We start from the raw sequence: 21,135 nt of genomic DNA on the forward strand, positions 1-21,135 counted from the left end.
GAAGAGAACAATCATGGTATGATTGTATAAAATAAAAGATATGGAGGACATATATTTGCTTATTTGCGCTAACTTTAATCAGGTAATTAGCCTCAATATTGTGAATGTATGGTTTTAAAATTATGACAAAAAATATTGTTGTACTTGGTAGCTTAAATGCCGATAATATTATGAAAATGCCGCGCATGCCATTGGTAGGTGAGACAATGGCATTAACTGATGTGACGACTGCACCAGGCGGAAAAGGAGCCAACCAAGCAGTTGCTGCCGCGCGTCAGGGGGCAAATGTTTCATTTATTGGTGCTGTGGGAAACGATAGTAATGGCCAATTTATGCGTGCCACTTTGCTAACAAATGGTGTCAATGTTGATGCCGTGGCTACTAACGGTGACGTGCCTACGGGATCAGCCTATATCATGTTGCAAGAAAGCGGGGCTAACACAATTTTGATCCATGGTGGCGCCAATCAGGCATTAACGATAGCAGATATTGATGAATCAGTAATCGCTAACGCTGACACGCTAATTGCACAATTCGAGGTGCCATTAGACGTTATTATGGCAGCTTTTAAAATCGCCAAAGCTCATCATGTGCAAACAATTTTAAACCCTGCACCAGCTGTTTACCAATTAACACCGGAATTAATGCAAGTGACAGATATTATTGTGCCAAATGAAACTGAGGCACAACTCTTATCCGGTATCACTGTAAAAAATGATGACGCGGTTTTGAATCGTGTCAGCAATGCTATTTTGGCAAAAGGTGTATCACGTTGTATTATTACATTGGGTGACGCAGGTTCGTTTGTGGCGGATGGGAATAAACGTTGGTGGGCAAAACCTAACAAAGTTAAAGCAATAGATACGACAGGTGCAGGGGATACTTTTATTGGCACTTTAGCACGTGTTATTGAATCTGATTTTAGTAATCTAGATGAAGCTGTAAAGCAAGCTAGTATTGCCAGTGCTATTGCTGTGACTCGAGCAGGTGCGATTCCGTCTATTCCAACGCGTGATGAGGTAGCTGCATTCTAATGGCTCACTTACCGGAAGATTTCATCAATAAATATACACAGTTGTTAGGTGAAGAAGCGGATAGCTTTTTCAACTCTTTTTCAAAACCAGTGCAAAAAGCCTATCGAATTAACCCTTTAAAAGCTAAGACATCAGCTCTTGATGTGCCAGATCAAGGACATGTGCCATATGGTCAATGGGGTCATTTTGGGCAAGTATCAGGGCATACAGTTGCACATGTCACAGGGGCTGTTTATTCTCAAGAGCCTTCTGCGCAATTTGTTGGCGAAGTTGTGCATCCGCAACCAGGAGAACGTGTGCTAGATTTATCAGCTGCACCTGGCGGGAAAACAACGCACTTGGCATCCTTCATGCAACAAAAAGGGCTCTTATGGTCAAACGAAATTTTTATGAATCGTGCGAAGATATTGAGCGAAAACGTTGAACGTTTTGGTATTCAAAATGCCATTGTGACATCACATACACCGGCTGAATTAAGCGCTCGGTTACCCCAATATTTTGATAAAATTTTATTGGATGCACCTTGTTCTGGCGAAGGCATGTTTCGTAAAAACGAAACTGCGATACAACAATGGCATAAAGATTTCCCACAAGAATTAGCAGACTTACAACGTCGTATTTTGCACGAAGCAGTCAAAATGTTGCGGCCAGGTGGCCAAATTATTTACTCAACTTGTACTTTTGCTCCAGAAGAAGATGAGCAAATGATAGCATGGCTGATGTCAACATACCCAACATTGACGCTCAATACAATTGAAAAGCCACCACATATACATTTGAGCGATGGCCGACCAGAATGGGCAGATAAACACTATACTGATGGCCTGTCAACAGAAAGTTTAACAAAAGAAAAAACCGATCTTAAAAAGACGGCGCGGTTGTGGCCGCACTTGCTTAATGGAGAAGGCCATTTTGTGGCTAAATTAAGCCAATCAAAAGAGATTCAGAAAATTGAGACGGAAGTTGAACCTCTAAAACAAAAAGCAATGGATCGTCAGCAACAACAACTCATAGCATCATTTTTAACTGATACCTTGGTTGACTTTGATTTAAACCAACGTATTTTAACATTATTTGGGGAACGTTTATATTTAGCACCTAAAGAGACACCTGATATTTCTGGCATGAAAATTTTGCGATTAGGTTTGGAGATGGGGATTTTCAAGAAAAAACGTTTTGAACCTGCCCATGCGTTAGCTTTAGCTTTACATCCGGATGCTGTTGTGCAACATTTTGATATGACGCAGGCCCAATGGATGGATTTTGTACATGGCGATGTTATTCGGACGCAAGCCACATTAAAAAAGGGGTGGGTGTTAATGACTGCTAATGGTAATGGTGTTGGTTGGGGACGTTATGTCGACGGTCAAATCAAAAATTTCTTGCCAAAAGGTTTGCGTTTTGCGTTAAAACAAACAGACAGTTTATCATAATATTTTTTAAAAGGCGTGATCGTTGTCAAGGTCATATTCTGACCTTGTTCTCCCGAGTAGAAGTCGTATAATAATTGTTTGAACGTAACAATGATATGTTGGTATTGTCAAATCAAAGAGGTCGGTGCTGTGCAACTGCATACCTCAAAAGGGAGAACTAATCACCATGAATCAATCAACAAAAATTATTGCCGCCATTGCGGCTATTGTAGTCGTTGGTGGTGGCATTTATGCGGCCACATCACATCAAAAAACGCGTACGACAACAGATGCAGGGAATAAAGCAAAATTAGGACTTGTTTTAGATGTTGGTGGTGTTGATGATCATTCATTTAATCAATCAGCATGGGAAGGTGCCAAGCACTACGCTAAAAATAACCAACTAAAGGCGGGCCAAAATGCACCGGTTACTTACTTCACCGCAACTGATCATTCAGACCTTGATCAAAATTTTAACTTAGCAACAAAAAATAACAAGTATACCATTGTGTATGGTATTGGCTATTCATTGAATCAATCAATTGCAAAGTCTGCAAAGTTAAATCCAAAACAGAAATTTGTTTTGGTCGATGATATTGTCACAAATCGTAAAAATGTTGCGTCAGTGATGTTTCGTTCAGAGCAATCATCATATTTAGCTGGTGTCGCTGCTGCCACTAAAGCTAAGGCAAATGGCGAAAAAAAGCTTGGATTCATCGGTGGTATTCATGGGAATATTATTGATGCTTTTGATGCGGGATTTGAGGCTGGTGTTAAAGCAACTGATCCAGAAATCACGATTGAAAAGCAATATGCTAATTCTTTCACTGACTCAGCTAAAGGGAAGACAATTACCGCAACAATGTACGCTTCGGGTATTAAAACAATCTTTGCTGCTGCAGGTTTTGTTGGTAATGGGGCGTTTTCTGAGGCCAAGGCTGAAAATTCAAAATTAACAGCTGACTCGAAAGATCGTTTATATATTGTTGGTGTTGATCGTGATCAAAAGTCAGATGGTGTATACACGTCTAAAGACGGTAAAAAAGAAACATCAACATTGGCTTCTTCAATCACATCGGTTGGTGATGGGGTCAAAAATATTGCTGACACCTACAATAAAGACAAGTCATTCCCGGGTGGTCAAACAATTGCCTATGGGTTAAAGGAAAACGGTGTGTATTTAACAGATTCAGAATTAACGGCAACAGAAAAGACCGCTGTTGAGAAGGCGCAAAAAGCCATTATTGATGGTAAAATCAAAGTGCCAAATCATCCAAAGGGATCACAATTTGATCAAAAATTCTAAATAAGTTGTGATTTGTTAAGGCATGCTAACGTCGTTTAAAAACGGCATTTAATAGATTATAATTAGAAACGTCCCGAATGGGGTGTTTTTTTTGTTATAATAAGAACAGTTTATGTTCTAGGAGGAAATGCATTAGGAAAGTTAATTGCAGACGAGTATTTAAGCTGTAATCATTTAACAAACTTCATCTGATGCATCATAGCAAATGGCTTTCAATCAAAAAGTAACAGTAGCAGGGGATGCTACCTATAAAATTAGTAATCAGATTAAAAAGTACACACTAGGCGACTTAGGATTTGTTACAAACAATGCTGGGGTTTATATTCTACATCGCGCGCTGGAGCCAGAAAAATCGTTGGCAAATTCAATTCAATTAAAAATTTCAGTGAACCAAGATCTCACAGGGTTTAAATTAAGTACAGTGTCTGCCGGAGATGTTGTACGTGTTGATATTTTCAAAAATAATCATGCTGATGACATGGTGAGATTATATCATTTTTTTATCGATGAATTGTTAGCACGAGGCGTGCTGGAAAAGGTAACATATGACTAAGTTTTATTTCGTAAGGCATGGGCAGACTGAATGGAATCTTGAACGTCGTTTTCAGGGTGGACAAGGTGATTCCAATTTATTACCATCAAGTTATTCTGATATGAAAAAGGTGGGTGGTTTTTTAAAACAAGTCACTTTTACACATATATATGCTTCACCGCTTAGACGTGCGCGAACAACAGCTGTTAATATTGCTCGATCTTTAAATTATCATGGGCGGCTTTCTCTACGATCAAATATCGCTGAAGTCGGTTTGGGTGATTGGGAAGGCGAATTAATGGCTAACGTACAAGCGAAGTATCCCGAAGCCTATCATAATTTTCGAGAAGATTTAGACAAATTTGAAGGCCAAGAATTTCATGGTGAAGGATATACTAAGGCTGCCGAACGGTTTGGACGATTCATTAAAAATATAGCTCAGCAATATCCAGATGATAACATCTTAATTGTTTCCCATGGATTAGCTTTATCATTCGGTATTAATGGTTTGCTTGACCAACCACGGCAAAGTATCAGAGAACGTGGTGGTTTGAGTAATACCTCAACAACTATTTTGTCAACGACAGATGGTCAACATTTCATAGTTGAAGACTGGAATAACACAACTTATTTGGACAAAAAGCAACGACAGTCAATGACTATTTAAACGGTCTGAATTGCTTTTTTCCATTAAATACTTGGAAACAATCATAAATGGCATATCAAGAACAACAATTAGAAAAAATCACTGGCACCTTACAAAATGTTATCTTTGCATCGTCGGATTCTTATTTTAAAATATTATCGGTTCAAATCGATGACTCAACGCTTGAAAATTGGGATGAACCGGAAATTATTACAACGGGTACATTTGCCGATGTACAGGAGGGCAGTGTTTATGCCTTTTATGGTTCGGTTGTTCGGCATCCAAAGTATGGGCAACAATTTAAAGTCACACGTTATGAAAATGAGTTACCACCTGACAAAAATGGTTTAATTAAGTATTTTACGAGTGGCCAATTTTCTGGTATTGGTAAAAAAACGGCAACCAAAATTGTTGAACATCTGGGTTTGAATGCTGTTAATCTCATTTTAGACGATGTACATGTGTTGGATGGCATTGTCAAAGAAACCACGGCCAAAAAATTAATGCGAAGTCTACAATTAAATCTAGGATTAGAGCGATTATTTCAAGTTGGTAGCCAATTTGGCATGGGTGCAGATATGGCAGGCCGTCTATATGATCAGTATGGTGCTGAAGCAGAGAATATTTTGAGCCAAGATCCCTATCGTCTTGTATTTGAATTTGATGGTATGTCATTTAAAATGGCAGATGTGATTGGTCAAAAAATTGGTGTTGATCGTACAGATGAACGACGTGTGCAGGCCGCTGTGTATGCCACAATAATAACAATGAGTTATCAGTATGGTTATACTTATCTTACGCGTCAGCAATTGATACAATCAAGTGTCAAGCTAATTCGGGATTCAAATGCCGAAGTCGTCGCATCACAGGCAATTGAGCGTTTGTTGGCAGACAACATTTTAGTAGAAGAGGATCAGCGCCTCTATGCCGCCACATTGTATCATGCAGAAATGCAAACGGCTAACGATTTGAAGCGTTTGTTAGATGCTAAGTTACCGTTTGAATTATCAGAGCAAGCTATTAATGCGGCATTTATTACGCCAGGTCAACTCGTATTAGATGATACGCAGATTGCTGCAGTTAAAGCTGGACTAAATGCGCAAGTCTTTTTATTGACTGGTGGGCCGGGTACTGGGAAGACGACAATTGTACGTGCTGTTGTTGCGACTTGGCACAAGCTGTTGCAAGCGCAAGCTAAGTATGCTGATAATACAACAGACTTTTTGAAGTCTTACGCAGTAAAGATGGCATCGCCAACAGGGCGCGCAGCTAAACGTATGACGGAAGTAACAGGCTATGATGCAACTACTATTCACCGTTTACTCGGGATATCAGATTTAGATGAACCAGAATTCAACGCCGATAATCCCATCGCGGGCGGCTTATTGATCATTGATGAAGCTTCGATGCTTGATATTGAATTAACAGCTAAGTTACTAGCTGCTATCCCAAACGGCATGAAACTCATGATTGTTGGTGATTCAGACCAACTGCCTTCAGTTGGCCCGGGAAATGTTCTAGCTGACCTTGTGGCTAGTGGTAAAATAACGCATATTGAGCTTGATACTATTTATCGTCAAGGCAAGGGAAGTAGTATTACAACATTGGCTCAACATATTAAAAATGGTGAATTACCAAACGACTTCATGAAAAACCAGCAAGACCGATCAACCTTTATGGTGTCACATGATCAGGCTGATCAAGCGATTAAACAAGTCGTTCAAGCAGCCGTAAAAAAAGGGTACACGCAGGATGATCTACAAATATTGACGCCTATTTATAAGACAACATCAGGTGTTAATGCACTTAATACAATGGCTCAAGAACTCTTTAACCCAGCTAAACCGGCTCAAAAATCACTCCAATTTGGCACGACTATTTTTCGAAAGGGTGATAAAATATTACAATTAGAAAATGATAGTGAACGGGATGTTTTTAATGGTGATATGGGAAAAATCATTGCAGTGCAATATAAAAATGATAAGAGCAATGATGATCATGAAGACCGCCTAATTGTAGATTTTGATGGTAAAGAGATTAGTTATCCCAAAAAGGACCTGAATCAATTGACTTTGGCTTATGCTACGACGGTTCACAAAGCGCAAGGCAATGAATTTAAAGTCGTTATTATGGCCTTAACTACAAGATTTGGATTGATGCTTAATCGCAACTTATTATACACTGGTATCACACGAGCTAAAGAGGCCTTGATTTTAGTTGGCGAATATGAAGCGTTTCTTCATGCTGCACAAACACCCGTGCCGACACGTTTAACAAGATTAAAGGAACGGCTACAAAATCAAGAGTTAGCGCCATCACAAGACAGTATTGACAAACCAAATGCCATGCATAAAGTAGCTGAAAATCACTTAACAATTGAAATGATTCAATCAGATGATATTTCACCGTTAATTGGTTTAAATGGCGTCACACCATACGATTTTATGCCAAATTAAACATTGCCTGTTATAATAAAGTGAGAAAATAAAATGGAGTGTAACTCATGACGACCCCGGAATATCAAATATTTAGCCTTGGCAGTAATCCAAAGTTGGGCATCGAAATTGCGACATTGTTAGGAACAGATTTATCTGCAGTGGATACACGCCAATTTGCTGATAATGAAATATATGAACGAATCGAACAAACAGTACGCGGACGTGATCTGTATGTCATTCAAGGTATTTCAGATCCAGTTAATGATAATTTTATGAAACTTATGATATTTATTGATGCGGCCCGCCGTGCATCAGCAAATACAATAAACATCGTGATCCCATATTTTGGCTATGCAAGAGCTGATCGCAAGGCTCGTTCTCGTGAACCGATTTCTGCACGCATGATTGCTAATATGTTAGAATCACAAGGTGTTAAACGCGTGATAACGATGGATCTTCATGCGGATCAAGTGCAAGGATTTTTTGATATTCCAGTTGATCATCTCATTTCAATGCCAGCTTTAGGTCACTATTTTTATGAAAATGACTTACTTGGCGATGATTTAGTTGTCGTAGCACCTGATCATTCAAGTGTTAGTCGAGCACGTAAATTTGCTGAATTATTACGTGCTGAATGGGCAGTGGTTGATCGTCGTGTGGATGGTGTTTTGTCAAATGGCACCTATGCTGTTACGGGTAATGTTGCAGGAAAACGTGCCGTTTTAGTGGATGATATTATCGACACTGGGACGAGTATGGTTTTGGCCAGTCAAGCTTTGTCAGCTGCTGGGGTCACAGAGATCTATGCAGCCGCACCGCATGCCGTTCTTTCTGATAATGCTGTAGCAAAATTAGATCAGTCGGCAATCAAACAAGTTTTGGTAACTAATACAATTGAGGTGCCAAAAGAAAAGCAGTTTAGTAAATTAATACAAATATCTGTAGCAGAGACATTTTCTGAAACAATTAGGCGTGTGAATGCTTTTGAAAGTATTGAAGATATTATGAAGAGTCCAGATAATAGGGATGTGATGTTATGAAAACTGTTGATATGCGGCCGCTACTATCAGCTGAATGGGGAACAGATAGTCACGCGTTTGTGACAACGCAATTTGGTGCCAGTATTGCATTTAATACAAATGGTGTCAAAAAAATACAATTTCAATTGACAGGTGTTGTTGATCAGCTATCGTTTGTTGTTCAAATCAATGATGAACCGTGGCGTAAGGTTCTGGTTAATGAGCAACAGATTACTTTTCAAATACCAGTTAACACAGCACGTGTTCGGGTTGTGTTACGTGATAGCCAAGCTAGTAGTTTGATATTCTGGCAGAACCCAGTGAAGTTGACAACTATGTGCATTGATGACGGTAAGGTTACACCAGTTATACATCATGAACCCTTTGTCACATTTGTCGGTGATTCTATTACGGCAGGTGAAAGCATGGCTGAAGACGGGAACCATCCTGAGTTGAGTTATCCGCAATTAGTGTCTGATTGGCTTGGTAAACCACTAAATCGGATAGCCTATGGTGGTACCGGCTTGACGGCAAATGCACCATTTCAAGAGCCTACAGCTATTGAGGCCTTATGGCAAGTGGCTGAAAATGTTGAACGGCCACGTGTTGTGACAGACTTGGTGATTGTAAATTATGGGACGAATGATTTTAATTATGGTGCCACAGCTGAATCGTTTGCTTTTGGTTTGCGTATCTACCTATTAGAATTGATAAAACGGTTTCATTCTGCTAAAATAATCTTGATGTTACCATTTAATGGTGCATTTCAATCGGTTTACCAAAATGAAGTCAAGCGATTTAATAATTTCAACATTATGCTAACAAACGATTGGCAAATTTCTAAAGATAGAATACATCCATTAAGTAGCGAACACAAACAAATTGCAGAGCATATTTTGAGAGGACTTTAATTATGGTTTATAAAGCAGATGAACAGCGTTATGAAAAATTACCTTACCGTCGTGTAAGCGATTCGGGATTAATTTTACCAGCAGTATCTTTTGGCTTATGGCGTAACTTAGGCGATCAGATGCCTCTTGAAAATTCTAAAAAAGTGATTCTAAAAGCATTCGATAGTGGTATTTTTAGTTTTGATAATGCGTCTAATTACGGACCAAGTAATGGTACAGCAGAGGAAACGTTTGGTCAAGTATACCGCAGTGATTTAAAACCTTATCGTGATGAATTAATTATTACAACTAAAGCAGGATATCATATGTGGCCAGGACCATTGGGCGAGTTTTCAGGGAAGAAAACTTTAACAGCTGCATTAGATTTGAGTTTACAACGCATGGGACTTGACTATGTTGATATTTTCTATGCGCATCGCTGGGATCCTAATACACGTCTAGAAGAAACAGCTCGTGCTTTGGATCTCATTGTTAGGCAAGGTAAAGCTTTGTATGTTGGGGTATCAAATTATACTGCTGCTCAGACAGCAGCCATTGCTGAGATCTTCAATGACTTAGGGACGCCCTTTGTTGGTAACCAAGTATCATATAACATGTTAAACAGATCAGCTGAGTCAGATGGTCTACTTGATGTTCTGGATAAGCATCATGCTGGCTTGGTTGCTTATGGTCCTTTAGCGGAAGGCCTACTAACTGACCGCTATTTAGATAATATACCTGACGATTATCCGATTCATCGTACAAACGAATTTTTATTTAAAAATGGCAAAGATACATTACTTGCAAAATTGAACAATTTGAATCAAATTGCTAATGAACGTGGCCAAAAGTTATCGCAAATGGCACTGGCCTGGTTACTGAAAGATCAGCGCGTTGCTAGTGTTGTCATTGGCGCTAGTAAGATAGAGCACTTGATAGACAACCTATCATTTTCAGAGCAGATGACTTTCACTGAAACTGAATTAGCACGCATTAATGCTATTTTAGATAAACAATAAGCAAAATTATTAATCTAACAATTTGTCATTAAGGAACAAGGTGTGTTTAAAATACAACTAAGCGCATCGCAGACAAGAATAGGAATATGACATGTTGCCATTTATATTTTCAGTAGCACTGTCTAGTCAAGGCAAGATACCGTCACAAAATGGTGAACAATTTCTATATTTAGCTACCTTATTTTGTGTCACGTTTATGATTTACAGCCTTGGTGAATTAATTATTAAATCAAGGCGGGGGAAAAAGTCCGTTGCATTTTATAATGCAACGATTGTTTCGTGTGTTGTAACAATACTGGCACTGGTTGGGGTTTATTTGTATCAGAATAATATCGCTAACGTGAAGGATACCGTATTGAATCATACGCAAAAGTATCAACGAACAAAAGCGAACAAAAACAGTCGACAAGATAACACTTCACGCCGTACAATTGCTAAAATGGTGATGCGTCATGCTGCTAAAGGCTTAGAAAAACAGGGATTTGTTTCGATTCCAAGCCAGAATATTTTATTACCAATTTATAACGATGCTTACTCTGATAAGGGATTAAATGCGGGTGCTGATTATGCTAACCGTTCTGAAGTCGACCCTGAAGGTCAACAAAAGCCGATTATGGGTCAAGGTAACTATGGCCTAGCGGGTCATAATTTTAACGATGGACATACAGGATTTAGTGCCTTACAAGAGTCAGCTAATCACGATAGCCCTTATTTGAGTCAGGGTCGTTTAAAGGGTTCTTCTTGGTTAAATGGACAAACAGTTTTATTAGCTAACCAACAGGGTATTTACCAGTATGTTATTTCTGGTCAAACAACCGTGCCATTAACGCAAATTTCAATATTAAATCCACAAAAAAATGCGCAACTTACAATTATTAGTTGCCTATTTCCATCAACAGAGTATCGAATTATTACACATGCTAAATTACACAAAATTTATACCTGGTCGCAAGCTCCGGCTAAGTATGTGAGTGAATTTAACTTGAAAATACGCGATACTAATGCACGAGCTAATTGGTGGAACCCTGGTGTTGAAGAGGGTGCTAACGGTGACAAAGGCGGAACAAAGTAGACAGCTAAAAACCCATTAATGACAAAGTCAATTGCCATTAATGGGTTTTTAGCTGTCTTTTATAACGGTTGAATCCAAGTGTTTTGGGCACCCGCCTTGGTCAAAGCGTTAGCAATCGTAATCGCGTCATCATTGTTTTTGGCTAAAGCAAACATTGCCCCACCAATACCAGCACCTGTTAATTTAGCACCAAGTGCGCCCGCATGAATAGCTGCATTTACGAGATTATCTAGCTTGGGATGCGAGACACCTAATGATTGTAATTCATGATGTGCAGCGGTGAATAATAAGCCTGCATGCATTGGATTGTTTTGAGTTAAATCAAGGCGAACTTTATTGGTAATTTGTCCAAGATGCACTATTTTTTGCCATGTCAGTTCGTAGTCTGTGTCTAACTGACTTTTGACAATATTAACTGCATGCATAGTTTGCCCATGAATACCAGTATCAGCAACCACCAAAGTGCCGGTTAGGGACATGGTGAACGGGGCTAATTGCTTATGTTTGATAAACCAAATAGGATCGTTTGAACCAACAGTTGCTGCATCAAGACCAGAGGCTGATCCATGGGAAATACTTTCCTCGATGTCAGTGAAGTATTTTAATTCAGTAGCCTCTAGAGGCGCTTTAATGTAATCGAAAAAAGCTTTCGTAATCGATGTTGCAAAAGCAGCTGATGCACCAAATCCACGCTCTTGTGGAATATTTGTATCAATTGTTATTGTAAACGGTGTATCTTGCAATTTGAATTTTGTGAGCAAACGTAAAATCAATTGGCGTAGACCTTCGACATTAGCACCGAGTTCATCTAAAGCGCCGTGAAAGGTGCTGCTTTCAATTGTCTGTGATCTAAAAGCAGGCCGAATGGTTGTCGTGACAGTTAGGTTAGTAAGCGGAATAGCAATAGCCGGTTGGCCATAGACAACAGCATGCTCACCAATTAAAATTACTTTAGCATGGGCAATACCAACGCCAATCATTTGACTAATCATATTTTTTCTCCGAATATCCTATACTATTGTACCGCATAGTAGCAAATAGTGTAAAATAATAAGGGAATGACGTTGTTAAGTTTGTTGTGAGCTTATATGTTAAAGCAAAGTTAACAACGTCATTCGCCAATAAATTATAGAAAGGTGTTTTTTATGAACGCCAACGAAACCTTTGTAGTTGTTGATTTGGAAACGACGGGGCAGAGTGTCGCTAAAGGCGGTCGCATCATTCAGATCGGCATGACCTTTATCAAGCAACGTAAAATTGTTGATCATTTTGAATCTTTTGTGAATCCTGGACAATTAATCGCCCGTAATATCCAACAATTAACTCATATTTCTCAAAAAGAGGTCAAAAACGCACCCTATTTTGAAGAAATCGCACCACTTTTACAAAACTTATTAAAAGATGCTGTTATTATTGCACATAATGTTAATTTTGATTATCCTTATTTGAATGATGAATTTATGCGAACGGGTTTCCCGGAACTGACCTCATCTGCTATTGATACGGTACAACTGGCTCAAATATTATTACCAACGGCACCAGGATATCGTTTATTAGATTTGACGACCTATCTGGATATTACCTTAAACAATGCCCATCGTGCCAATGCTGACGCCCATGCTACGGCGTTACTGTTCCTAAAATTGTGGCAAAAGGCAGCACAGCTACCACGTGTGGTCTTACAGCAATTACAGTATGGTGCGTGGCCATTACTTAGACAGACACAAGATTTTCTAAAGTTGGTCAAAACTAAAAATCAAGGCCATAATTTAGATATTGTGGATAAGGTTGCCCTGACTAAACCGTCAGTCCAGTCCAGTCCTAAAAACCAAAAAATACCTAACTATCCTGCAACACCTGAGGATAAAAGGAAATTATTTGGCCGTTGGCTGACTGCAAATGATGCGCAAAATAATTTAATGAATCGTGTTAATGTGTTTATTGCCAAACGTAGTGATGGTGTTTTAACTGTTTTAACAGCACCAAGAATTGGTAAGACACTGGGTTACTTAGTCCCGTTACTGTTAGATATAAAGTCGCAACCAACACTTTTATTAACAAATGATGAAAGTCTGCAAAAACAGCAATTCACCTTGTCACACAAGCTGGCCAAATTATTGGATATTAAATTAAATACAGCAATTTTATATGATGCGGCTGAATATATTGATGTGGATCGCTTTATGGCTAAATTGAACGATACCACAGATACAACACAAAAACAGTTTTTCAAAGCACGTGTATTAGTCTGGTTGACACAAACGGAAACAGGGTTGCTTCATGAAATACAGGTTGGCGTGAACCATACCGATAGTATATCTGACATTCAAGGTGATGCCAATAGCATGTTTTTTAAACGCGCGAAGGCTAACGCTGATCATGCAGATGTGTTGATTATGAATTTTAATTCGTATTTTAATCAATATAGTGAACTATTGACAACCAGAAACTTAACGCAGTGGCCAGTTGTTGTGATGGAAACACCAAGCCAATTTGTGTCAGATTTACAAAATTATTTTCATGTTGAATTAAATTTAACGCAATTTCAAAATACAGTAAAGACTCTGATGCACCAAGAAATTCCTGGGTTAACCCACAAACAACGCTTGTTTATTAGACAAAGTACTGCAGAGACACTAAAATTAATCAAGCAAGTTTATCGGTTAGCCAATGCAAATATATCAACATTAAAAAAAGTTGAGCGACTGTTAACTTTGCTTCACCAGCTAGCTGAAGTTGTCAGATTAAGTGGCACACTTATTCCTAGTGAATGGCGCCAAGTGACGGAACAATTAATTAAGATTAGACGTTTGCTGCAACAAACTGAAGTAGTGAGCCACTATGAATTGCAGAATATTAATGAACAGCCTCAAATGACAGTTACTTTTGATATTCTTGCACAGCAAACTTATCAAAAACATTTTATTGCGCATATTCATAAATTACTCGTTGTCAGTGAATATCTTGATAATCATGTGAGTGATTTTTTGGGTGATACGCCTAAAGGAATCACCGTTGAGCGGGAATTTATTCGTAACCAAAGCAGTCCCGTTCGAGTTGTACAGTTGCAGAAAAGTTCACCTTTGATACATTTACAAGCACTGACGCAAAAGCATGTTGGTGAAATTTTAATTATTTTGCCAGACCTTGATCGTGTGAACCACTGGTATCAAAAAACTAAGCATACGATGGTTACTTCGTACAGTCTTGTTGCTGAAGGAATAACAGGTTCTCTAGAAAAAATTCAACGACAAAGTCATGTTGGTCAAGAAAATATCATTATGGTGACACCTAAGATATTGCGTACGATGTGGTTGCGCGATCAAGAATTACCAACCATTGTTATCGTGCCAGAACGTATTGTTTGGCAACCTGTTTCGCGCTTAGCTTTAGTATTAACGCAGATGCAGCGTCATAATTCAACACTACTGATTACACAGTTAAATGCAATGCAACGTAATCATTTTAAATCTCAAATTCAATTATTACCTCATTTTGATGTCAAAAAAAATTTGGTGACACAGTATAGCCAAATTTTAAAAGATATTTGATATACTAGTAATAGACGTTTGCTGGGGGAAAAAGTATGATGCAATTTAAAGATGATATTCGAATCCGACAGCGCCGCAAACAAAATCGTGTCCATTGGTCAAGAGTTTGGTTCATTGCTGCCGGTATCGGTATTGTGCTGGCTGCTTTAACGATTTGCTATTTTTATGTGTCTTTGACACCGATGAGGCGTGATGAATCGCGTCTGCAGCGTTTTGTCAAAACTAAGACAGACATCGCCACGGTTCAGCAAATTAGTGTTGATCACAGGCAAAAAACAACTTATGCGATTACTGGCACAACAGCTTCAGGGCAGCAAAAGGTAGCTATTGTTCGTGGCAAGTCAGATCAAGTTAAAACTTATGATCGGCGTAAGGGTTTGTCAGATAAGAAGTTACGTCAATTAATTTTAACAACTTATAAACCTAAAAAGATCTACTCAGCAAATATTAGTGAATACAAGCATGCTTTGGTTTGGGAAGTGAGTTACAAAGGACAAGATAATACATTAAACTATGTCACACTTGATTTTAAAACAGGTAATCCTTATCGCGTGATTAAGGGACTTTAAGTTAGTGTTGAGGAGAAAAAATGATTTCAGAACGCGCCAAAACAGTTGAAGCTGCAGCAACATTAGCTATGAGCAAACTAGCTAAGGACATGCAAGCAAATGGCATTGATGTGATTAATCTTGGTGTTGGAGAGTCAAACTTTCAAACACCAAAACGCATTGCACAAGCAGCTATTGCAGCTATTCAAGCTGAGCAGACAAGCTTCTATACACCAACGAGCGGTATCAAAGCACTCAAGCAAGCAATTATTGACCAAGTAAAGCAACGATTTGATGCGGATATTGCTATAAGCAATGTGACAGTCACAACGGGTGCCAAGTTGTCATTATATGCTTTGATGCAAGTGCTCGTAAACCCAGAGGATACAGTTGTGGCTGCAGCACCGCTCTGGGTAAGTTATGTTGAACAAATTAAGTTAGCTGGTGGGATTTTACATACTGTTAAGCCAACTAATGATGAATTGAAATTAACAGTCGCAGATTTGAATGCCTTGCCACAAAAAGTGAAGCTTGTTATTCTTAATTCACCGACAAACCCAACCGGACAAGTTTATACGCGCGATGAGGTTACGGCAATATTAGATTGGGCAAATCAGCATGGCGCTTATATCATTTTAGACGAAATATATGGTCAACTAGTTTATAATGGGGCTGTATTTACATCGGGGCTACAAATACAAGCACTTGAAAATAGTCGTATGATTATTGTTGATGGTGTGTCAAAAGCTTATGCTATGACTGGTTGGCGTATAGGTTGGACATTGGCTTCTTCTGATATTATTTCAGCAATGAACAAGCTATTAGACCATATGACATCAAATCCGACAGCTGTAGCGCAGTACGCTGCGCTTGCCGCATTGACCGGCGACCAAGATTCTGTCGAAGAGATGCGTTTAGCATTCGAAGATAGATTAAATGCAACTTATGATCTGTTAAATACGGTCCCTGGTTTGCAAGTGGCAATTAAACCGCAAGGTGCTTTTTATTTATTTCCAAAGGTGACACCTGAAGTATTAGTTGCTGCTGGTGTTAAAAATACTAGTGAGTTATCTATGAAAATATTAGAGGAAGCCCACGTGGCAATGCCTTCAGGTGAAGGCTTTGGTATGCCTGGTTATCTACGTATGGGATATGCAAAAGACCAAACAGTATTGAATGAGGCTGTTAGACGGTTGACCGTCTTTTTTGAACAATATACTTAATTTTAAAAATAGGAGAGGTATGTAGTACACCTAAAGATATTTTAATACTTAGTGTGTCTACATGTAACAAACATATTCATGGTAGAAGAAATTCCCACAATTCAAATTATTGATGTCAAAAACTATGTCGGCCAAACAGTGAAGATTGGTGCTTGGCTCCGACAAAAACGTGGCTCAGGTAAATTAGCCTTTTTACAGTTACGTGATGGTTCCGCTTTTTTTCAAGCAGTAGTTGCAAAAACTGATGTTTCAGAGGCACTTTTTGATCTTGCTAAAGGTTTGAAGCAGGAAACGAGTCTATATGTTACTGGTGAAATTCATGAAGATACACGGTCATCTTTTGGTTACGAAATGGCTGTTTCAGATATTGAAATCATTGGCGAAAGCCATGATTATCCAATTACACCAAAAGAACACGGCACAGAGTTTTTATTCGACGAACGCCATCTCTATTTACGTCATTTAAAGCCGTTTGCGACATTAAAGATTCGCAATACATTGATTGCAGCCACTTATGAATTTTTTAATCGTGAAGGATTCACAAAACTTGATTCGCCATTACTCACGGGTTCAGCACCCGAGGGGACAACCGATTTATTTGAAACTGATTATTTTGGGGAACCGGCCTTTTTATCACAAACGGGTCAACTTTACGCTGAAGCTGGGGCTATGGCATTTGGGAAAGTCTTTACATTTGGGCCCACATTTCGTGCAGAAAAATCAAAAACGCGTCGCCATCTAACTGAGTTTTGGATGATCGAACCTGAAATGGCATTCATGCATCAAGAGGAAAGTTTAGAAGTTCAAGAACGTTATATTTCCTTTTTGATTTCAAAAGTTTTGGAAAATAATGATCAAGAATTCGATATCCTGGAGCGCGACAAAGACTTGTTACGTTCATATACAGAATTACCGTACCCACGTGTCAGTTATGATGATGCCATTAAATTGTTGCAAGATAATGGATTCGATGTTGAATGGGGTGTTGATTTTGGATCACCAGAAGAAACATTTCTGGCTAATCATTTTGCAAAACCTGTATTCATTGTTAATTTTCCAAAGGCAATTAAAGCCTTTTATATGAAACGGCATCCGACGCGTCAAGATGTTGTCATCTCAGCCGATTTGTTGGCGCCAGAGGGATATGGCGAAATTATTGGCGGATCGGAACGTGACACAGATTATGACTACCTAAAACAACGTATTGAAGCAGAAGGCTTGAGCTTGGAAGAATATAATTGGTATTTGGACTTACGCCGATTCGGTTCTGTACCACACTCTGGGTTTGGGCTTGGTTTGGAACGTATGGTCACATTTGTTACAGGTGAAGAACACATTCGTGAAGCTATCCCATTTCCGCGTATGACCAATCGTTTGCGACCATAATTGAAAACAATTTCTGCGTTTATCGGTGCTTATTTTGAAAACATGCTAAACTATGGTTAGGTAGAAAAACGTCCAAGTTATCTTGGACGTTTTTCAGACGACGTATCGATTTAATGGGGTGATAAACAATGGTATTAGATAATCGAGTACAACAATATATTGGTGCTGGACAATCAAGTATTAGTAATGATTTACTATTACATTATCAAGAAATTGGCATGGATAATGATGACCTTGTGTTGTATCTACAAGTGATGCGTATCCAAAACAGAGGCGATGCAGCGACACCTAAGAGTTTAGCTCAAGTTTTACATGTGACTGAAAACATTGTTGTTGCACGCTTAAAAAGCTTGATTACTCGGGAATTGATGCTTATATCAGCAACAACAAAACAAGTTGAAACGTATGACTTTACGCCGATGGTAACTAAATTATTGGAAGGACAGCAAGTGTCTGCCGTTTCTGTTGTATCTGATGGAAAATCAGTGCGTCGAGAGATTTTCCAAACAATTGAAGTTGAGTTTGGCAGACCATTAACACCAATGGAAATGCAGACCATCGGTCATTGGTTTGACCAAGATCATTTTGAACCGGATTTAATATTATTGGCCATACAGGAGGCTGTTGCGAACAATGCACGTAGTTTGCGATATATTGAAACAATACTTGTTAACTGGCAACGAGATCAGATTAAAACGCCATCGCAAGCTCAGGTCGCTAAACAAAAAAGACGTGGTGTAACGTATACTTATGATAATTTATTTTAAAATAATATGTGGTGTTGCTTCATCTAATCTCAAATGAAAGCCAAATATGGGTCGCAAAGTTGATGAAAATAATTGTGTTTCACCGCTCATATCTTTTAATCGTGTGCTTAATTGGACTAAAGACATAGCTTTTTGACCCGTAACTAATCGTAAATTTGGGGAATCCTGTATAAAGTATATTTGTGCAATGGGCAAAACCAACTCACCTTGTTGTTCGAACAGTAGACTTTTTGGAGACATACAGTGCGTCAGATTTTCAAAATCAATTAATTTCATCGTGTCACCTTACCAGTATAGAATCTAGATTAATATTGTTTTACTTAATCTAGTATAAAGGAAAACTAATGGAAAAAACATATCATTTAATGGCAACAGCTGCCGCCGGACTTGAATCTTTAGTCGGTAAAGAACTTGAACGTCTTAATTATGAACATCAAGTGGAAAATTATCGTGTAAGATTTGACGGTACAGCAAAAGATATTTTGAATACAAACGTGTGGTTACGAACTGCAGATCGTATCAAAATTATTGTTGGTGAATTTGAGGCAACTACTTTTGACGATCTTTTTGAAGGCGTGAAGGCTTTGCCTTGGGAAACTTATCTTAACTATGATTCAGAATTTCCAGTAGCCGGTCGCTCTAAAAAATCTGAATTGTTTAGTGTCCCAGATGTACAAGCAATTACAAAAAAAGCAATTGTTAGCCGGTTACAAGATGCTTATCATATTCACACACGTCTGCCAGAAAATGGTTATTTTGCTCAGCTTGAAGTGATGCTTGAAAAAGATCATGTGATTGTTACGCTTGATACAACTGGACCATCTTTGTTTAAGCGTGGTTATCGCGTGAACAAAGGCGGTGCGCCATTGAAGGAAAACTTTGCTGCTGCCTTAGTATTGTTAACCAATTGGCATCCGGATCGACCATTTGTTGATCCAACGACGGGATCAGGAACACTTGCCATTGAAGCGGCTTTAATCGGCCGTAATATTGCGCCGGGGCTTATCAGAGATTTTGATATTGAGCAAATGGATTGGTTTGATAAAATGCTGTCTGATACTGTCCGAGATGAAGCAGAGGCGCAAGCTGATTATGATCGCACGCTTGACATTGAAGCATTTGATATTGACGAAAATATGGTAGAAATTGCGATTGAAAATGCTAAACATGCAGGTCTTGGGAAAGACATTGTGTTCAAACAGTTAGCTGCAAAAGATTGGACAACCGACAAAGTTAATGGTGTCTTAGTATCTAATCCACCTTATGGTGAGCGATTAGGTGAACTAGATGCGGCGAGAGAATTGTATGTTGAAATGGGCAATGTGTATCGTCAGTTACCTAGTTGGAGTAAGTACATTTTGACTAGTGATTTAGAATTTGAAACATCTTATGGTGAAAAGGCTACCAAGCGACGTAAACTTTATAATGGTGCCATGCGTGTGGACTATTTCCAGTATTGGGGTAAGCGTGTGAAGTAAAAAAGAAAGTTGTGGTGTATGATAGCATCAAAACTTTCTTTTGCTTATTCAATGAGTAGTTGCATGTGATAAAATAAATTATCTTGATAAGGGAGAGATTACGTTTGGCGTAATCAAGTAAGAGTATGTCAGCAGTATATATGCGTCAAGCGCAAAATAGTGATTTAGCAGCAATCGACACTATCATTGAAAATGCACGATTTTATCTTAAGCAACAAGAAATTAACCAATGGCAATTGGGTTATCCAAATCAAGAGACGATTTTGAGGGATTTAGAAAAGAAATATGGTTATGTGCTCATAGTTGATAATCAAGTTGCCGGTTATGTCGCAATCATAATGGGTGAGGATCCGGTTTATACAAAAATTGAATCAGGGCAATGGTTGAATCAATCAGCTGATTATGTGGCTATTCATCGTTTCGCATTATCTCATCTTTATCGTGGACAAAAATTGGCACAGCGGTTCATGACAGCAATTTTAACTTATTTTTTTGATAAGGATGTCATCGATTTTAGAATTGATACGCATCCTGAAAATATGCCAATGCAGGCTGTTATAAAAGGGAATGGCTTTGTAAAACGAGGTATTGTTTACATTGATGAAGGTGATACCAAGCAAGTACGTTGGGCATACCAGTTATTCTTAAATTAAGAATATATGCTATTTACTTATTAAAAGTAAGTTGGTATGATAGGTGTATAAACTTATGCTAATGGCTGAGTACACTTACAAGGAGGAACTGTGTGTCGTGTTGTTACACTATTTTTATAATGTCTTGTGACGTTAAAATAATCAACACATCATCAATTACG

General features: G+C 38.6%; 19 protein-coding genes. 17 read left to right on the plus strand and 2 right to left on the minus strand.

The genetic code is table 11. The features are described 5' to 3' along the window. The first annotated feature begins 122 nt into the window (after positions 1-122). The 10 genes from rbsK to JOD28_RS01230 all read left to right on the plus strand — a co-directional run bounded on the left by rbsK (position 123) and on the right by JOD28_RS01230 (position 11,368). Positions 123-1,034, plus strand: a complete 912-nt coding sequence (gene rbsK / locus JOD28_RS01185; RefSeq protein ID WP_204769092.1) for a ribokinase — start codon at positions 123-125, stop codon at positions 1,032-1,034. Then, positions 1,034-2,467 carry an RsmF rRNA methyltransferase first C-terminal domain-containing protein gene (locus JOD28_RS01190; RefSeq protein WP_204769093.1) on the plus strand — a complete coding sequence of 478 codons (1,434 nt, stop codon included), beginning with the start codon at positions 1,034-1,036 and terminating at the stop codon, positions 2,465-2,467. The genes rbsK and JOD28_RS01190 overlap by 1 nt, the downstream gene beginning before the upstream one ends. Before the next feature lie 166 nt (positions 2,468-2,633). Next, positions 2,634-3,752 (plus strand): BMP family lipoprotein, encoded by a 1,119-nt coding sequence (locus tag JOD28_RS01195; RefSeq protein ID WP_204769094.1) that lies wholly within the window; start codon positions 2,634-2,636, stop codon positions 3,750-3,752. A 205-nt stretch (positions 3,753-3,957) separates the two neighbouring features. Continuing rightward, positions 3,958-4,305 (plus strand): cysteine desulfurase, encoded by a 348-nt coding sequence (locus tag JOD28_RS01200; protein WP_204769095.1) that lies wholly within the window; start codon positions 3,958-3,960, stop codon positions 4,303-4,305. After that, positions 4,298-4,951: a histidine phosphatase family protein gene (locus tag JOD28_RS01205; RefSeq protein WP_204769096.1), complete on the plus strand. Its 654-nt coding sequence runs from the start codon at positions 4,298-4,300 to the stop codon at positions 4,949-4,951. Before JOD28_RS01200 ends, JOD28_RS01205 begins: the two co-directional genes overlap by 8 nt. A 47-nt stretch (positions 4,952-4,998) precedes the next feature. Next, on the plus strand, positions 4,999-7,386 hold the full coding sequence (gene recD2, locus JOD28_RS01210) for an SF1B family DNA helicase RecD2 (RefSeq protein ID WP_204769097.1): 2,388 nt from the start codon (positions 4,999-5,001) through the stop codon (positions 7,384-7,386). 47 nt (positions 7,387-7,433) lie between these two features. Beyond that, positions 7,434-8,408 carry a ribose-phosphate diphosphokinase gene (locus JOD28_RS01215; RefSeq protein ID WP_204769098.1) on the plus strand — a complete coding sequence of 325 codons (975 nt, stop codon included), beginning with the start codon at positions 7,434-7,436 and terminating at the stop codon, positions 8,406-8,408. Continuing rightward, the gene (locus JOD28_RS01220) at positions 8,405-9,298 is read left to right on the plus strand and encodes a GDSL-type esterase/lipase family protein (protein WP_204769099.1); all 894 of its coding nucleotides are present in this window, start codon (positions 8,405-8,407) and stop codon (positions 9,296-9,298) included. The genes JOD28_RS01215 and JOD28_RS01220 overlap by 4 nt, the downstream gene beginning before the upstream one ends. Before the next feature lie 2 nt (positions 9,299-9,300). Beyond that, positions 9,301-10,296: an aldo/keto reductase gene (locus JOD28_RS01225; RefSeq protein ID WP_204769100.1), complete on the plus strand. Its 996-nt coding sequence runs from the start codon at positions 9,301-9,303 to the stop codon at positions 10,294-10,296. Between the two features lie 91 nt (positions 10,297-10,387). Continuing rightward, positions 10,388-11,368 carry a class A sortase gene (locus tag JOD28_RS01230; protein WP_204769101.1) on the plus strand — a complete coding sequence of 327 codons (981 nt, stop codon included), beginning with the start codon at positions 10,388-10,390 and terminating at the stop codon, positions 11,366-11,368. Between the two features lie 59 nt (positions 11,369-11,427). On the opposite strand, the gene mvk is transcribed toward JOD28_RS01230, so the two are convergent. After that, positions 11,428-12,360, minus strand: coding sequence for a mevalonate kinase (mvk, locus tag JOD28_RS01235; RefSeq protein ID WP_204769102.1), 933 nt, complete (start codon positions 12,358-12,360; stop codon positions 11,428-11,430). Positions 12,361-12,513: 153 nt separating this feature from the next. Between mvk and JOD28_RS01240 the strand changes: the two genes are divergently transcribed. The 5 genes from JOD28_RS01240 (at position 12,514) to JOD28_RS01260 (ending at position 18,843) form a co-directional block, all read left to right on the plus strand. Further along, a complete protein-coding gene (locus JOD28_RS01240; protein ID WP_204769103.1) occupies positions 12,514-14,919 on the plus strand; it encodes an exonuclease domain-containing protein in 2,406 nt (801 codons plus the stop codon). Positions 14,920-14,954: 35 nt separating this feature from the next. Then, on the plus strand, positions 14,955-15,488 hold the full coding sequence (locus tag JOD28_RS01245) for a cell wall elongation regulator TseB-like domain-containing protein (protein WP_204769104.1): 534 nt from the start codon (positions 14,955-14,957) through the stop codon (positions 15,486-15,488). 20 nt (positions 15,489-15,508) lie between these two features. Continuing rightward, the gene (locus tag JOD28_RS01250) at positions 15,509-16,690 is read left to right on the plus strand and encodes a pyridoxal phosphate-dependent aminotransferase (protein ID WP_204769105.1); all 1,182 of its coding nucleotides are present in this window, start codon (positions 15,509-15,511) and stop codon (positions 16,688-16,690) included. A 78-nt stretch (positions 16,691-16,768) separates the two neighbouring features. Beyond that, a complete protein-coding gene (asnS, locus tag JOD28_RS01255) occupies positions 16,769-18,076 on the plus strand; it encodes an asparagine--tRNA ligase (protein ID WP_204769106.1) in 1,308 nt (435 codons plus the stop codon). A 128-nt stretch (positions 18,077-18,204) separates the two neighbouring features. Next, on the plus strand, positions 18,205-18,843 hold the full coding sequence (locus JOD28_RS01260) for a DnaD domain-containing protein (protein WP_204769107.1): 639 nt from the start codon (positions 18,205-18,207) through the stop codon (positions 18,841-18,843). Here the strand turns inward: JOD28_RS01260 and JOD28_RS01265 are convergent. Then, positions 18,835-19,119, minus strand: a complete 285-nt coding sequence (locus JOD28_RS01265) for a hypothetical protein (protein ID WP_204769108.1) — start codon at positions 19,117-19,119, stop codon at positions 18,835-18,837. The genes JOD28_RS01260 and JOD28_RS01265 overlap by 9 nt on opposite strands. A 68-nt stretch (positions 19,120-19,187) precedes the next feature. Between JOD28_RS01265 and JOD28_RS01270 the strand changes: the two genes are divergently transcribed. Next, the gene (locus tag JOD28_RS01270; protein ID WP_204769109.1) at positions 19,188-20,321 is read left to right on the plus strand and encodes a THUMP domain-containing class I SAM-dependent RNA methyltransferase; all 1,134 of its coding nucleotides are present in this window, start codon (positions 19,188-19,190) and stop codon (positions 20,319-20,321) included. 125 nt (positions 20,322-20,446) lie between these two features. Further along, positions 20,447-20,974, plus strand: coding sequence for a GNAT family N-acetyltransferase (locus tag JOD28_RS01275; protein WP_239531020.1), 528 nt, complete (start codon positions 20,447-20,449; stop codon positions 20,972-20,974). Positions 20,975-21,135 lie beyond the last annotated feature (161 nt).

It is taken from the genome of Leuconostoc rapi, from assembly GCF_016908715.1.
GTDB lineage: Bacteria > Bacillota > Bacilli > Lactobacillales > Lactobacillaceae > Leuconostoc > Leuconostoc rapi.